Source organism: Syntrophomonas erecta subsp. sporosyntropha (genome assembly GCF_055395365.1).
The window spans coordinates 1,758,281-1,775,145 of record NZ_AP042459.1 but is presented as its reverse complement, the minus strand read 5'-3'; the positions used below and the strand labels follow the sequence as shown (position 1 = coordinate 1,775,145).

12 protein-coding genes are annotated in these 16,865 nt (G+C 31.4%); all 12 read right to left on the bottom strand.

Features of this window, described 5'->3' with window-relative positions:
* Positions 1-77: 77 nt before the first annotated feature.
* Positions 78-3,305, bottom strand: coding sequence for a P-loop domain-containing protein (locus tag ACZ5Q0_RS08605; RefSeq protein ID WP_447182440.1), 3,228 nt, complete (start codon positions 3,303-3,305; stop codon positions 78-80).
* Positions 3,306-3,397: 92 nt separating this feature from the next.
* Positions 3,398-4,240, bottom strand: a complete 843-nt coding sequence (locus ACZ5Q0_RS08600) for a DUF2971 domain-containing protein (protein ID WP_447182439.1) — start codon at positions 4,238-4,240, stop codon at positions 3,398-3,400.
* 190 nt (positions 4,241-4,430) lie between these two features.
* Complete coding sequence (locus ACZ5Q0_RS08595; RefSeq protein WP_464827104.1) at positions 4,431-5,474, bottom strand: hypothetical protein; 1,044 nt, start codon at positions 5,472-5,474, stop codon at positions 4,431-4,433.
* Positions 5,475-5,514: 40 nt separating this feature from the next.
* The gene (locus ACZ5Q0_RS08590; RefSeq protein WP_447182437.1) at positions 5,515-6,525 is read right to left on the bottom strand and encodes an SDR family oxidoreductase; all 1,011 of its coding nucleotides are present in this window, start codon (positions 6,523-6,525) and stop codon (positions 5,515-5,517) included.
* 1 nt (position 6,526) lies between these two features.
* Positions 6,527-7,915 carry a nucleotide sugar dehydrogenase gene (locus tag ACZ5Q0_RS08585; protein WP_447182436.1) on the bottom strand — a complete coding sequence of 463 codons (1,389 nt, stop codon included), beginning with the start codon at positions 7,913-7,915 and terminating at the stop codon, positions 6,527-6,529.
* Positions 7,916-7,988: 73 nt separating this feature from the next.
* A complete protein-coding gene (locus ACZ5Q0_RS08580) occupies positions 7,989-9,533 on the bottom strand; it encodes a lipopolysaccharide biosynthesis protein (RefSeq protein WP_447182435.1) in 1,545 nt (514 codons plus the stop codon).
* A 154-nt stretch (positions 9,534-9,687) separates the two neighbouring features.
* Positions 9,688-10,680 (bottom strand): glycosyltransferase, encoded by a 993-nt coding sequence (locus tag ACZ5Q0_RS08575; RefSeq protein ID WP_447182434.1) that lies wholly within the window; start codon positions 10,678-10,680, stop codon positions 9,688-9,690.
* A complete protein-coding gene (locus ACZ5Q0_RS08570; RefSeq protein ID WP_447182433.1) occupies positions 10,681-11,862 on the bottom strand; it encodes an O-antigen ligase family protein in 1,182 nt (393 codons plus the stop codon).
* 194 nt (positions 11,863-12,056) lie between these two features.
* Complete coding sequence (locus ACZ5Q0_RS08565; RefSeq protein WP_447182432.1) at positions 12,057-12,995, bottom strand: glycosyltransferase family 2 protein; 939 nt, start codon at positions 12,993-12,995, stop codon at positions 12,057-12,059.
* Between the two features lie 585 nt (positions 12,996-13,580).
* Positions 13,581-14,672, bottom strand: coding sequence for a CapA family protein (locus ACZ5Q0_RS08560; RefSeq protein WP_447182431.1), 1,092 nt, complete (start codon positions 14,670-14,672; stop codon positions 13,581-13,583).
* Positions 14,662-15,438: a glycosyltransferase gene (locus tag ACZ5Q0_RS08555; RefSeq protein WP_447182430.1), complete on the bottom strand. Its 777-nt coding sequence runs from the start codon at positions 15,436-15,438 to the stop codon at positions 14,662-14,664. Before ACZ5Q0_RS08555 ends, ACZ5Q0_RS08560 begins: the two co-directional genes overlap by 11 nt.
* A gap of 39 nt (positions 15,439-15,477) precedes the next feature.
* Positions 15,478-16,830, bottom strand: coding sequence for a phenylacetate--CoA ligase family protein (locus ACZ5Q0_RS08550; RefSeq protein ID WP_447182429.1), 1,353 nt, complete (start codon positions 16,828-16,830; stop codon positions 15,478-15,480).
* Positions 16,831-16,865: the final 35 nt, after the last annotated feature.

Genomic DNA, 16,865 nt, shown 5'->3' with positions numbered 1-16,865 from the left:
CTCTCTACAACTCGAATTGCTCTCTTAGGTAAAGTGAAACAGTTTCAAATACTCCAAGATTCCTATGTCCTGTTCAATTATAAGCTAATCATCTTATTCTTCATTAACTCTATATTATATTTCAACTTTATAATCCCTTCGAAAGTATCATCCATACCTGCCATCCTGTAATACCTAATTGCCTGTTCCCACGCCCTAATGTTTTCTTCAATATTGTCACTAGCATAGTAAAGTGAAATTGCGTATTCATTATACATATTAGCTATCAATATAGAGTTAATAGGTTGATTTGACATCTCAAATAATTTTATCGCATCAGTAGCGATACCTAGCGCATTTTCTTTATCACCGGTATGGTTCCTTAATTGTCTAAGCAAGCAAGATTCATGAAGGGCACCTAGGATATTAGCTAAATCCACAATATTTCCGATACTCGAATGAAGCCGTAATATTTCCACTGCCCTATCATTTACTTTGATCGCCTCATCATAGTTATGTTCCCATTTTCGATAATATTTAGATTTTGCGGTTAATAATAAGGATTGTATCATATTTACCCAAAGGTTCTGTGGACATAAAACCGCATCTTTTATTACTTTTAAGCCTTCATCATAGCATTGCAGTATATGTTCCGGCTTAATATTTTTACCATAACTTTTCAACGTGTCATACGCCACACCTTGGTTATATCGTACCCGGGCGATATCAACATTAGAGTACTCTTTCTGTTTCAATAAAATCTCATTTACTAAGTATAGGCAGTTTTCCGGATTTATGTCTTTTAGAAAATTAACATAATTCAATTGTAAAACTCTCTTAGAATCAAGGTTAGCCGATTTGTTTAGGTCTTGGGCTAACTCATAATATTCCTCAGCCTTACTTGCGTTTCTTTGATTTGCATAATAGGTAAAAATATCTGCGTAGAATTTAAACATCAAAAGCTTCACAGACGAATTATCTTTTCTGTTTTTATCCATATCATCAAAGTATTGTTTCATCTGCTTTTCGAGAAGTTCTACTTCTTTCGAACCATTTGAATTAAGAAGCAATGGTAGCTTATTTACCATTGAAACTAAGTACATTCCCTCCTTCAACGTTTCCGGGTATTGTACATTTTCGTTACTAATAAACTTCTCAATAGATTCCAACATTAACCTGCAGCGTTCTTTTACATAATACTGGTCATTTTGATAACCATATACGACAGCGTATGAATTAATACTCTCCATAAGTTGTATGTTCTTTTCCGGGGTGCTGGAAATCATCCATTCATTACAGTATCTATTCTTCGCTGATATAAAGTGTGCACATATATACCCATACCCATCACGCTCCGTGGGATATGAATCACGATAAATACATATCATCTCTTCCCACATTTCAACACATTCAATTATGATATCATTAAATTTATTTTGAACATATTCTTCTAATTCTTTATTATTGTTCCAAATTAGTAGCCCCCCAAAAATATCGTGATAGGGTACTAATAAAGGTTTCATATCATATAGGAAAGCCATGTCTCTAAGTTCAAGATTCTCTCCCGAAGCCATAAAAGCCGCTTCTTTCATTGTCAAAGGATGCTCGGCAATAATAATTACGGCTAGCAACCTTAAAAAGGCCCTATAGCAAACTTCTCCATAATAACCCCGTAGCATGCTAAGATACTTCTCGATCATTTCTTTTTGATTAGCGTTCAATATATCTACTCCATTATCTACGGCGCATTCCAAGATTTTAACATAGGAAAACCTGTTATCAAGTTGATCTGCTATTTGTTCAAGATATATATTATCGATATTGATATTCTTTTGTTTATAAATCCCATCTATCGCATTAATCAAAAGTTCCCTGTTTTCGTTTTTTCTATGAAACTGTACACTTTCAGTAAGGGGGAATCTCTGTAGAAAACTCAATAGCATCGGTGCCGGTATACTATCCGAACGGCATGTCATTAAAATATATACGCCATCAGGAAGCATATTAGGATCAGGTATAAAGCTAAGAATAGGTAATGACCCTATGCTTAATTCATCAACACCATCTAAAACTAACAATATTCTATCTTTTCCATACTCCCTGGAATGAATATCATGGCATATCTTAAGAAGATTTACCAGAGAGACACTTTTTTCTTTATCTTTCAAGCTAATACCAGGCATAGCGCCTTCATACTGGCACCTAAAATCCATCTCACTATCTCTATCCGTTAAAAAAACCCTTGAAATGGAAGTTGTAAAATCTTCAACTGTTCTTACTGAAGTCCGATTGCAGTAATACGTTCTTATAACCGTATTTGGAATTGTTAGTTTATGTCCTCCCAACTCATCCAATGCATATGAAAAAGTAGATTTTCCGGTTCCCTGTTCTGCATTTAAAAGCAAAACACCTTTATCATGCTTTTCCATAGATTCTTTCAGCCAGTTTAGCATATACGTCTGTTTATGATAATTATCTTCCTTATAATATGCGTCAAGGGCATTGTCCAAAGACCGCTTATAAAAAGCAGCTGACAAATCGCCTTTATCAATAATATTTAACGTAGAATAATATTTCTTTCTTAAACCTGTAAAATAAGAATTTGTCCAAGGAACCCGCTTCCCATTTTGATAGTCTATTATCTTTATGATTCCATGCCTATCCATTGAATCATAAAACCAAAGTTGGCCCTTTTCAACATGAATAAATGGGAAAAGTGAAATTTGGCTACTATTAAATGAGACGGTTAATTCGTGATCGTTGATAGGCTTTGCTAATTCCCCAGCCAATGTGACTCCATCTTGTTCAAGTCTGATTTGATGAAAATATTCTTCCAGATGCCTTAGTAGTTCCTTAAGCAATATAATTTTTTCCTGGATATCCTGTATAAATTCCTGATCATTAACAGATGCAAGCGCGCCATGACCTATATTGTCATTTCTCCATCTGACTATGTTATTCTCGTTATAAAAATGTCTTAACTGGGACAACAGCCTTCCCCAAAGACTTTGCTTTCCATAAAATCTAATTTCTTCTGTAGTAAGCGTATTCACCCAGTCTCCTAATGACATTGACTTTGTCGGATTGCATAAAATTTTTACAATATCTTCATTGTTGTCTTTTACTGAAATTGCGCAGGCACAAAGTGAATAATATTTTATAATGATTTCAAACAAATCTTTAATAGTGAAAAAAGCCCCATAAAACTCTAAACTTTTAACCATGTTATAAAGAGTCCGATATTTTATAGCTATTATATAAGGAGCATTACTGAATGTGTCCATATGCCAATTTTTATCAGTTAATAAAAAATCTTTATCCCACATATGCTAATTTGCCTCTTTAACTTAAAATTCCTTAAAAGATTAAAACTTCATACCTAAATTTGGAATATTATATCGTTGTGATTATTGGGGCATTATCCTATTGTTACCATTACCCAGACTTTACCATCTATTTTTAATATAGAATCCCTAAAATGCTTTCGGCTAATGTTGCCTTTTATAAGATGCCTCTGTTTGGATGCTCTTGCATGGTAACACCCTGAATATATTTCTATAAGTTTTTGATACAAATCTTTTGTTTTGATGATGCATGCAATATCCGAAATGTTGCCTATCTCTAATATACATGGGGTTGATTTTTTCGTATTCCTATATAAGCAAATTCTCCATTCCCTTTGATATGAATACTTACTTGTTTTGTCAAAACAATCTCTATATCTTACCATCTCAGGACTTTCACAAAATTCATTTATATCTATAGGTTCATGCATCATTAGATCTAATGTATGCTTTATTCTATTGTTAGGATTCCTTGAGTCTTTACGTTTATGGTAAATAACATCTCCATACAGAAATAACCAACCCTGGTTTTTAAATATTTCATTATTAATACGATTAATGAATTCGCCTCCATCTAAAATAATAATTGCGTATTCCCCGAATTCACTCATTATTTGTGGTGGCAAATTAATAGTATGGTCGTCTGTCTCAATATCCAATCGATAAAAGCAACATAAATTACAGTATTTATAAGCATCTGCCCTTACTGCTATGTCATAACACAATACATCCTTCAAGTCTTGTGGAAGCTTGACTATGTTATTTTTGAGTATCGTCCCAATTACTCCCTCTGAAAAGTCTCTTTGGGCTTCGAATCCTTCCGACCAAAAATACGACAGGGAATTCATATAAATTCTACCCGATAAAAATTGATTGGCATACTCTTCTTTAGTAGTAAACCTAATCAAATCACCCATGTCTATCCTTTCTCGGCACACCCTAAGCAGGTATCCCCTGTATGTTTAATTATTTATCCCGTTCCTTAAAATCCTTGAATTCATAGTAGCTGGATCTGATACCATGTAGTAAACAAAATCGTTACCTATAATTAAAGATTTTATAATGTTTTATTGTCCTAAACATCGAGTCTACCACTTTATTTATATATTAATGCTTGTATCTTGCTATTACCCAAAAATAAGGTTCTTTTGCAACTCTTCTTTGGAGCTTTCTCATTGCTTTATCGATATTGCCACAAGCGTGGCTAATCATATTAGAACGAAACTCATATTTTCTATTCTTCAAAGGTGCTCTGCTTCCCAAATCTTCTTCATCGTCCATTGACTTGGCAAATTCACATCGAGCATCTGTCACCTCAAAGTAACCATTAAAGATACAACGTTCGTAAAAAATGGCCTTCTCTATTACAGATTCCAAGTGTTTAGGGTCATCATCATAGAAATTTGGCTCATATTTCTTTTCAACATAATACATTGCCTCTTTTTTTAGAAAGTTGAACAGCTCCGGGTAATCCATAATTGATTCATAAATGGATTCATAGGCATCTGTTCCATCTCCTTCTAAGTCCATATGTTCATGATCCGCATTTAATTTATCATCATGAGTTGCAGCTTCATTCGTTTCTCCACTAATAAAGCCCATATATGTACTAAGTACGCCAACCCATATTATTTTAACTAAGTCCTCGTAATCGGACAGAATATCATCTATCTCTTCAATTTCTAGCCGATATAAATAGTCCCTATGATTCAGCACTTCTCTAAGATTAGGAATAATATCTTTTAACTGACTGAAAACAGCGTATGATCGCCCATTTCCCAACAGAGAATCATACTCATCCTTAGCATTCGTTTCTATAATTGAACTTTGATTAAGTTCATAACTAGCCACTTGCCGGAAGTATTCTCGTAATTCACGTTGTCTCTTAGTATTGAAACGGTAGTTATTATACAATTCCATCATTATTGCAATTAAAAGAGATGCTGTTACGCCAGTCAAAATCGACAATAGCACCTGATATACTTTAGTGCTCTCATTTAGGTTTAAAATAATAACAACGAGCAGGACGCAGGTTAAAACTAAAAATGCAAAACTAACTGCCACTGGAGTCATCGGTCGAAATAGAAAACCAACGCTAAAAATTATATTTTTTAATCTAAGCATAACCTGGCGACCTTTCGTATTTCTCAACCGTTATTTCTAAAATGGTTTGCTAGCCCTATCGACTCTTTTACAAATTCTCCCGGTACCACTCTATCGCTGCCTTAATCCCCCGCTCAAAGCTCCACTCCGGTTCATACCCCAGCAGTTCTCTGGCCTTACTGATATCAGCATTACTATGCTTGATATCCCCTGGCCTGTCCGGTCCAAAGATTGGCTGAATATCTTTACCCAATGCCTTACATAGTTCATAGTAGATATCAATTAAGTACTCTCTGCCCCCGTAGGCAATATTAAAGGACTGGCCTGCTGCCTCACTTGATGCTAAGCATGCCTTAAGATTAGCTTCGATTACGTTCTCTATATATGTAAAGTCTCTGGACTGTTTCCCATCCCCATTAATGGTAGGCTGCTCATCATTTAAAAGCTGTTTAATAAACTTTGGTATCACAGCAGCATAGGCTCCATAAGGATCCTGCCTCCTGCCAAACACATTAAAATATCTTAGACCATAAGTATCCAACCCATACAACTCCTTATAAAGCCTGCCATATTCTTCATCCACACGCTTTGTCAAAGCATAAGGAGAAAGAAGCTCACCTTCCTGCCCCTCTTTTTTGGGCAGTACCGGATGATCTCCATATACCGATGAGCTGGAGGCATAAACAAATTTCTTAACTCCCTGCTGTCTGGCGGCCTCCATCATATTAAGGGTACCCCTAATATTTATTTCTTCATATAATAAGGGCATTTCAATGCTTCTGGGTACTGACCCCCAGGCCGCTTGATGTAGGACATAATCCACCCCTTCACAAGCAACCAGGCATGCCTCTAAGTTACGAATATCTTCTTCAATTAAGGTAAAGTTTTTATTGTGTAAAAAACCCTCAATATTTTCTCTCTTCCCGGTGGAGAAGTTGTCCATACATCTTACTTGATAACCCATTTCCAAGAGAGCTTCACAAAGGTTAGATCCGATAAAACCTGCTCCCCCGGTAACCAAGAAAATACTATCCCGGTCAAACTCTAAATTTTTATAGCCTGCATTCTGCTTATAGCCCACATTATGTTTATAACTCACTCTAAAGCCTCCAGTACAAATAATCTAATTCCTCTGCTTCTTTTCTATCAAAGATGCCCTTCACGTCAATGAGAACATTTTTATTGTTCTCACAACCATTCTCAATAGTTGCGGCTACTTCTTCATTTATTGCGCTAAAGAGATGATTAGGGCAAGCACGATACCAGTCCTTGATTTCCTGCAGGCTTAAGTTAACAAACTCCTCGTGGGCTACGGCAAAAATTACTGCATCCACCCCTCTTAGATCGTCCAACCTATTTAAATGAATCCCGTATTCTTCCTCAACTTCTTGGGCATCAGCCACTGGGTCTATTACCTGTACGTTAACACCGTACTCTTTTAATTCTTTAATGATATCGATCACTCTGGTGTTCCTGCTATCGGGGCAGTCTTCCTTAAATGTGATCCCCAGGATAGCTACATTAGCTCCCTTGATTGGTTTATTGGCTTGAATCATTTTCTTAACGGTGTTTTCCGCAACATATTTGCCCATATCATCATTGATGCGCCTGCCGGACAGAATGATCTGGGAGTGATAACCCATTTGCTCCGCCCTATAGGTAAGATAATAAGGGTCAACTCCGATACAATGACCACCAACCAACCCAGGAGAGAATTTGAGAAAGTTCCACTTAGTTCCGGCGGCTTCCAAAACCGCTTTAGTGTCAATACCCATCCTATTAAAGATAATAGCTAGCTCATTCATAAAGGCAATGTTAATATCTCGTTGCGAGTTCTCGATAACCTTGGCTGCCTCAGCCACCTTAATTGATTCTGCTCTATGTACACCGGCTTCAACAACTAATTCATACACCTTGGCAATAATATCTAAAGATTCTTCATCCATACCGGACACAACTTTGACGATAGTCTCAAGCCTGTGTACCTTATCCCCCGGATTTATTCTTTCTGGTGAGTAGCCAATTTTAAAATCTACTCCGCACTTTAAGCCGGATTCCCGTTCTAATATGGGAATACATAATTCCTCAGTCACTCCAGGATATACAGTAGATTCATAGACCACGATGGAACCCTTAGTAAGATTACATCCCAGAGTAGTACTGGCTCCAATGACCGGTGATAGATCGGGAGTATGATCCACATTTACCGGTGTCGGAACGGCAACAATATGGAACTTGGCTTCTTTTAATTTTGTTTCATCTGCAGTAAAGTCCACTGTGCAGGCAGCAATAGCTGCATCCCCTACCTCTTTGGTGGGATCAATACCACTCTTGTATAAATTAATCTTGGCTTGGTTCACATCAAAGCCAATAACATCCACTTTCCTGGAAAAAGATACTGCAATAGGCATACCCACATAGCCCAGGCCTATCAGGCTGATTTTTTCTTTCCTATTTATAATGTCGTTGTAAAGATTGCTAAAACTCAATTAATGATCTCCTCTCACTATAATTTTTCAAATTTCTCAGCACATAGTATTAATAGCTTCTGTGCTTATTTTGCTAACGTCTACTTGCTTCAGCCTGCCTTTTAATTCTTTCCTTCAATACCATGGCAACACCCAACAAATATTTAAATTCCTTCGTTTTATAGAATCCCAGCATAATAGTAATATTTGGAACGATTAAACATACAATTAGCCGACCTAAAAACGAAGCTATAGTTACTTCATAGAAAAAAATGTTACTAATAAACACGGTCAAGAAAGACAAAATTATAGTTATAATTGTATATAAAAAATATCTTTGGAAATATTCTTTACATGATTTCTCAAAACCGTATTTATATAGAACATATGGTTCAACCCAGAACGAGACAGCCATCGTGCTGATAAAAAGTGCTGCTAAAACTCCTATTAAACCCCAGAACTGAACAAGAATTAAAGATACAATCAAGTTTACGGCCGTTTCCGCCAGCGGCTTATATCTGTCATTCCAAAACAATCCCATAGAATCTTTATATGTCAGGCTTGCCTTTCTCATCCCGGTTACAAAAAAGTTTATTACTATCATTAAGACCGCGATAAAATCCATTGTAAATTCTCTGCCAATCCACAAAGTTATGAAAGGGTTAATTAGCACAAGAAGGCAAATTGATGAGAAGCCAAAAATCCACCATGATATAAAAAATAGTGTTTTAAAAATAAAATTTGATTTTTCTCTATCCCCATATGCATTCAGATTACCAATACTTGCTGTGATGGCTGAAAAAAACTGTCCAATTATAGAATTTAAAGAATTCGTGATTAATAAATAATTTGAATATAAACCTACCCAAACAATGCCAACAAAAGATGAAATTATAATGTTAGTGGTTCCAAATATGGCTGTTCCGCCTATTTTGTGATAAACAAGCGCTCTAACATTCTTGAATACTGTGGTTTTGGTTTCGTTATCAAGCCTCTCTTTATTTTTTCCTCTTATATACGGATACATTTTATTAGTCTTCCATGAAACCATCAAGTTTTGTAGGAAGTTAAGGACAATTTGGGCAAGTAAAAATAGTATAAAGTTTTTAGTAAGCAGCAATATAATTATCTGTATAACATTAAGAATAAAATAAAAACTATATTTATATAAAGTTGTTATGTAGCTCTTTTGATCAGCAATAATAAGTGACCTTTTGTATGCAAAAAAATAGGTAATCACTGAATTAGCTAAAAATAGAAGGTAAATGAGCGTTAAATCAGGAATATCCGGGGGGTCTTTAATAAAAATATCTAAGAAAGGCAAAAGAACTAATCCAATTAGTAACACTAACATACCAATTATCCAATAAGCTTTAGCATAAAAATTCATTAAGGCTTTTACTTTTAACTCTTCCTTGAAAGCAAGCGGTCGATAAAGACTAAAAATAATAGCTGGTCCAATTCCTAATTCAACTAAAGCCAGCATAGAAAGTATATTAGTAAAAAGGCCGTTGACTCCCAAGTAATCTATACCTAGAGTTCTTATAAATATTACCCGGCTAATAAAACCAATAACCATTGCAAAAACCTGTCCTATAACTGCAGCTGTTATATTAATTAATGTTTTCTTTGTACGCATTATAACCGACTCTCTCTAATCTTATAAAATATTCCTTCCTTTTTGTATAACATATTTTGTTTTTGCAAGTACTATTACTAAATTGTTCCATATAGTTAAGTAATAAATAATTGGGTAGAATAATATTTTGTTGCATTTTCTACTACCAGAATATTTAAAAGTGATTTATATGATACTTATTGCTATTTGACTTTAATAAATTAATAAATTTATAAATAAATGGTAGATAAATTATTATAAACGCTTTAAAATTATATTTAACGCCCAATTTATTGTTAAATATGATTTTTTTGTAACCATTGTAATTTATTTTAATTTCCTCGTTATTATTTACTTTAAATTTAATAATATCTTTCATCAAATCTAAAGCGCTTTTACTCAGATTATTATAGAAATAAATCATTTGATCCTTTTGATGACAATTTAATAATTTATTTATTTCTGTTACATTATCTAACCTATTCAATATGGTACTCTTATTTTTATTCATCATAACCGAATTTGATCTAATTCTTCTAAAATATAATATTTTATCTATGTATTTAATTTTTGTAGAAGCTAAACAACATTTATACCAAAATATATCATCCTCGCCATACACTCCTTCTGCAAACCTAATACCATTAGTTATTAAAAAATCTCTTCTATATAATTTCATACATGGAGATACAAAACTAATACCTTTTTCAGCGAATTCTAACCCAGTCATTGTTCTATTTATATAGTCTTCATTAACTTGAAAATATTTGTGTTTACTAAATCTGTTTAATTTGTCATAGAAAGATCTACCATTAAAAATCAAAATTTCAATTTTATCTTTTTCTATCTCTTCTAATAAGATTTCCAGAGCATCTTCTTTAATATAGTCATCGGAATCTATAAAATATATGTATTTGCCCATTGCTATATCCATAGCTAAATTTCTACATTTCCCCTGTTTACTATTTTCTATGCTTATAACATTAATCCTAGAGTCTTTTAATTTATATTTATTAAGTATATCTAAACTTTTATCTGTGGAGCCATCATTTACAGCAATAATCTGAATATCTTTCAAAGTTTGGTTTATTATAGAATTTAAACACTCCTCTAAATATTGCTCTGCATTGTAGACAGGAATAATAACAGAAACGAATATTTGTTTCACTTAAGGCACACCCCTTTTATAATTAGCTTCTAAATTTAATACTTGGTTAAATAAAAAAAACAATACTGTAATTAGTAACATTTTAGGATGATTAATTATGTCTTCAGTAAGTGAAACAATAATAAAAGTAATATTTATCAATAAGGGAAATAAGCAAACAACTCCCTTTGCATAATTATATTTATAATATTTAAACGAATTTAATAAGGACACAATAGAATATATAACAAACAATACAAATACCAAAACACCGAACACACCCAATATGCCAATATATGTATTGTGAGCATGTTCGAATCCCATATTACTATAAAGCTGTTTTCCATGACCAAATAAATTAATTCTTTCTAGAGTATATTTCCAAATTAAATTCCTGCTGGACAAAAGACTACCTGCATTAATACTATGATTAAACTTATTTAAAATAGGAAATAATTTTTCTTCAAAGACACTTAATAAAATAAAAATTAAAAATACTATCATTAACAAATTTCTTAATAAATTTCCAAACCGCTTTTTCCTATTATTAGTCTTTGTTATAAATACTGAAGTAAATATTATAACTATAAACGTAATTAACGACGTCCTACTGTTCACATAAGCAATTGCTAATATAACAACAAGTAGTCCTATCATAGATAAGATTCTAGTAATAATATTTGATCTACTGTCTAAATAAGCTATTATTAGGGCAATTCCTATAGCTAATAAACCTATTCCAGAATTGTTGAATTGATTTATATTTATATTATTAAAAATAAATGGAATAACCAATACGCCCGATGTAATTAAAGAATATAAAATAATTTTCATATAATCCTTTATTTTTATTATAGATGCTGCAAATAAAGGGATAATGCTAAATAATAATATAAAATGTATCAATTTAAATTTACTGTATATATCAAATTCATAATTGATAAGAAGTGATATTCCACCTAACAACATAATCAAAATAATTAAAATAGAATTAAGGTTTATTTTAATTAAAGCCTTTATATTTGCTTTTTTGGTAATAAAAACATTGAACATAATAGCCATGATAATAATTATGATTGAAAAATATGTGTTTATACGGACAGAAGATAAAGAAGCAGTATAATTAATAATAAAAAAAACAACAGTATAAAATAGACCTATAATTAATTTTTTGTTTAAATGTAACAAATTCATTTTATTCATATATTTATCACCTATAGGCTTTAATTAAATTATATGGTTATATAGCTGGCTTCGCTTAACTGAAGTGCGCGAGTGCGCGACTCCCCCCCTTTAAGTTCTATTTCCCTTCTTGATAACAAAATTGAATGTATCTCTTTACTTGTTTATAAAATTTTATTAGAATTCCATTATGCTGGACATCGATTATCAAGATACTAAAAAAAGTATTTACTGTAATTTGAAGCTTTTTTCGTTTTTCTATATTTCATTTTTAAATGATCTATCAAGTATATATATATATGTATCAAAAAAGTAATTCCGCAGATAAAAGAGTATTTAAAATATATTCTTAATGCTGAAATTATTTGACATTGTTTTAAATAACTCCAAAATACAATTGAATAATGTTTAGCTAACACATTTTTTTTGAATCCTTTCTTTTTTGTGTCAATCTTATCCACTTTCCAAGAAAACTGATTTAAAAATTGATTTTTTAATTCTTCCAATTCCCTACCTTTTAATGCATTATTGACTTCGTTGCCTTTAATTTCAACTAATGGTTCATTCACTACCCCAATCGTATAATATTCAAAAAACCTTAACAAAAACTCATAGTCTTGATGTCGTCTATAACTTTCATCAAAACCACCTAATTTCTCATAACATTCTCTTTTTAACATTATTGAACATGTGCACGGGGTAAAAGACAATGATAGCAATTCTCCAGACAAATCCCCAACTTTATTACTCTTAATAATTTCTCCATGTTGATATCGCCAGCAGTATACAGCTTGATATTGCTCGTTTATTTTTAAGTAATCTACTTGCATTTCAATTTTATTTTTTAAGAATATATCGTCATCGTCGAGAAAACCAATAAAGTATCCTCTTGAATTTCTAAATCCTGTATTTCTTGCCGCTGCTCCATTTAGATTTTTATCATGTTTAATATAAATAACTCTTTTATCATTAGAGTATTCTTTCATTAATAACTCTGTAGTTTCCCGATATTTTGTATTTGGATAATTATCATCAACAACAATAATTTCAATATTACCATATGTTTGATTTAAGACTGAATTTATTGCCCTTATAAGTGATATATCTCCCTTATAAGTTGGTATAATTATACTTACTAGCGGTGTGCTTTCCATTATTGTTAAACACTCCAATCTAATATTTCAGAGTCGAGGAAAATCATTTTGTTTTCATATTTTTAAAGCTTGGCCACGCTCAATAGTATCTTTAACGTACAGGATTTTAACTAATAATGGTTGTCTTGAGCACTATTAATGACTTCCAGGTTGTAGTTTATTAAAACTCGTTTAAGACGCTAAAAACGATTATAATCTTAAGGAAATAACCCTTTATCCTAATCAGAAATCTTCATGTATTTATTTAGTATTCATAATTAACTGCTGGTAAAACTGATGTATGGATCCACGGTTAACAAAACATTCTTTCCCAGACGTTACCGCACAATTTCTTAAGTATTTAGGCCAGTCTAACTTGGGGTGGTTGGGGGTTGAGCGAATTTGCACTCCAACTGGGCTAATCTTTCGTTTTATTCTTTAGATTATTTCATATAAGGCCTTTCCTTTCTCTTCTGGCTCTTTCTAAAAACTTTTCTAGCGAGTAATTAAACTGGAACTGGGTAGGCTGATATCATACTCTACATCAATTTCGTTAGCGGTGAATACTTCACTTATATTGGTTAGCTATTATTTGTAAACTTTAATTCACTTTATAATATCAGGCCTGTATACTAAATATGTTTTTTTATTTAAATTTATTTTTCTTTTTAAAACCCGTTTGAAATAATGAGTTAAATTCTGTATTAGTTTTTTTTTGGGAAACTTCGTAATATTTCGCTTAACAATTTTATGTACTTCTTCTCTATTTAACTTTATACTTTCTTCAACCGATTTAATATAACTTGTTTCACTTACATTATTAAAAATATATGAGTCTAATAAGTCAAAATCATATACTTTGGTTAATTGTGGTAAATAATCATCATTTATATAAATTGGTATTCGATTATAACTAATTGAATGTTTTGTAAAATTTATTTCTAGTATCATAGATTCCCTTTGAATTTCTCGTTTCATGTCAGTTATAAAGTTGCCTAAACTATAAAATATTAATCCATCATTATATTTTTCGAGACCTTGAAGCACATGAGGATGATGACCTATAATAATTTTAACTCCCATATTTATTAATTTTCTAGCTATTTCTTTTTGATCTTTGTTAGGGTAATTCATAAATTCGTGACCCCAATGAATATTGACTATAAGGTAATCATATGAATTTCTATTTGTTTTAATTATTTCCTCCAAATGACTAATTCTCGATTCATAAAATTTATTTTCTCCAGTATAATAGTCTTCTGGCCTCAAAGAAATACCTAAAATTCCAATACTTATGTCTCCCTCAACTACTTTAAAGATATCCTGATCGTACTTTCCAATTACAGATATTTCTGCACTTTTTAAATGATCTAATGTTTCTTTATAGACATTTACACCATGCTGCAATGCATGATTATTTGCTACATTGACTATATTTATTGATAACAACTTTAAATGTTCTAATGCATATAATTCGCTAATTAACTGGCCACTTTTATATGTTTCCTTTATATATTTTGATATAGGATTTTCTAAGTTACCAATAACATAATCATTTTTTTTTAAAATTTTTATTAGTTCTTGATCATATACAGGATCTTCTTTTTTATATTTTGATCTAAACCCAATTCCATAAAAGTGAGAGTGATCACCAAACATTAAATCTCCAACGAAACTAATTCTTATGTTATTTTTCATAATTCCTTGCACCTCTTAACATGTATGAAAAAGCACTTATCATATTTATTTCATTTATGTACATAGATCTTTTTCGTATTAAAAACTGTATAATTCCTAGTAAATAAAAGAAACCAAATATTTCTTTAAAATAAGCTCCTTTACTAATAAAATATTTAGCTGTATATCCTTTAAACCAAGTAGATTCAGACTGATAAACAGTAGATATTTCTTTTGGTACATATATAATGTTTAATTTTTTTCTCAAACACTCATGCATGAATATGTTTTCTTCACCACTAATGTATTTACCACTACCAGCGCCAAACAAGGGATTAAATTTAATTTTTTTATCTTTTATACTTTTTAAACGGAAAGTTATTTGGTTTGAGGAAACTTTTAAGCTAGAGAAAAACCCTAATTTTTTTTTATTTTTTGGATACTTTTTTTTTCTATAATCAAGTGCTACTTTAAAAACAATCACATCAGCTTCAGGATATTGATTATATGCGTTAATTATAATACCTTCATAATCTTCATTATAAATTACATCATCATCTGAAATAACACAAATATCAGCACTTGAATTATCAATCGCTCTATTCCTACTATTACTAAGTCCTCTTTCTTTGAATGTTAAGACCCTAACATTTGGATATTTAGAGTTAATTTCGTGATTATCATCATCAACTTGATTAATTATTAAAACATTTGAGGTTAATTTCATTTTATCTATTAATGAACAATCAGTTTGATGCATAGTAGATACAAGAACCTCCAATTTCATTGGCTATGCTCCTTTTTAAATTTGTTAATAAATAGACTGTCAATTTTTAATTTTTCTTAAGACATGTTTTATTTTACCGTTACTTGTTTTTTCAAGTTCATTTACAATTTTCCAATCAATTTTCATATCTCCTAGATAATACTTTGCATTTTCGATAACTTTCTTCATTGATTCTTCTTTAAAATTTTTATCTGGTATAATATGTATTAGTAAAGAGTCAACGCTATCTTGAATTAATTGGCTTTTTACAACACCTATTGCTGGTTTAATAATATGACTCAACCGATTAATTTTTTTGCCATCTTTTGTAATCACATAGTCATCTATTCTTCCAATTATTTCACTTAAAACTTGACCTTTCCGTCCACACTCACATTCAGTATCTTTCAATTTTCCTAAATCACCTGTTGCATATCGAATAAAAGGAGTTTTTGGGGAATATAAATTTGTTACAACAATTTCACCAATCTCCCCATTATGTACTTTATTTAATTTATCATCTAATATTTCAACATAAGCAGTTTGAGGTAAAATATGATAACATCTCTTTTCACATTGAAATGCAATTTGACCAACCTCTCCTAAACCATAAGTTTGGTATACTTTACATTTAAATGCTTTTTCAACTATATCTTGTTGTTCACTAGTAATTCCTTCACTATCCAAAACAATAGCTTTAAAATTTGGTATAGAATAATTATGTTTAATTACAAACTCTGCTAAAATTAACCATGTATTCGCATAACCAGTACCAAATGTTACTTTCTTTTTAATCATTGCGTCTAAGTACAATTTGAAATTTAATTCGTTTAAGTGATATGAAGACATTTGTAATTGTTTATATTTATTTATATATATCCAAAATGGTGGTGTACTATGGTTGAAATCGAGAATTGTTACTCCAGAAAATCTACATTTAACGTCATTTTTATTAAGACCAACAAATTCAAGCATTTTGTCTGCATAAATAAAATTCCATCTAACTGACTCACGATCTATAAAATAAGACATTGGTTTTCCTGTAGATCCACTAGTCCTTCCTTTATATAGTTTTCTTTTTTCTGCTTCTTTGGAAATATACATATTTTGATTATGAATATAATCACCTTTTTTTAGCACAGGAAAAGCATTTATATTATTTATCGAAAAAACATCATCAATATTTTCATAAGCTTTTACATTTTCCTTAACATATGTTGCTAATTTTCTAAATAGTATATCTTGTGTTTCTTTATAATTGTTAGGAAATAAACAACTATTGTCTAATTGTTCATACAATTTACTATAATCTCCCCATCTCCTAAAGTAATCTCTTCTAATTGCCTCAACATTAACAAATACTTTTTTCAAAAAGTATGGGCTTTTTAAAAATACTTTTTTAGATAATGACATTTAAAACACCTTCCACTATAATGTTAAAAACAACA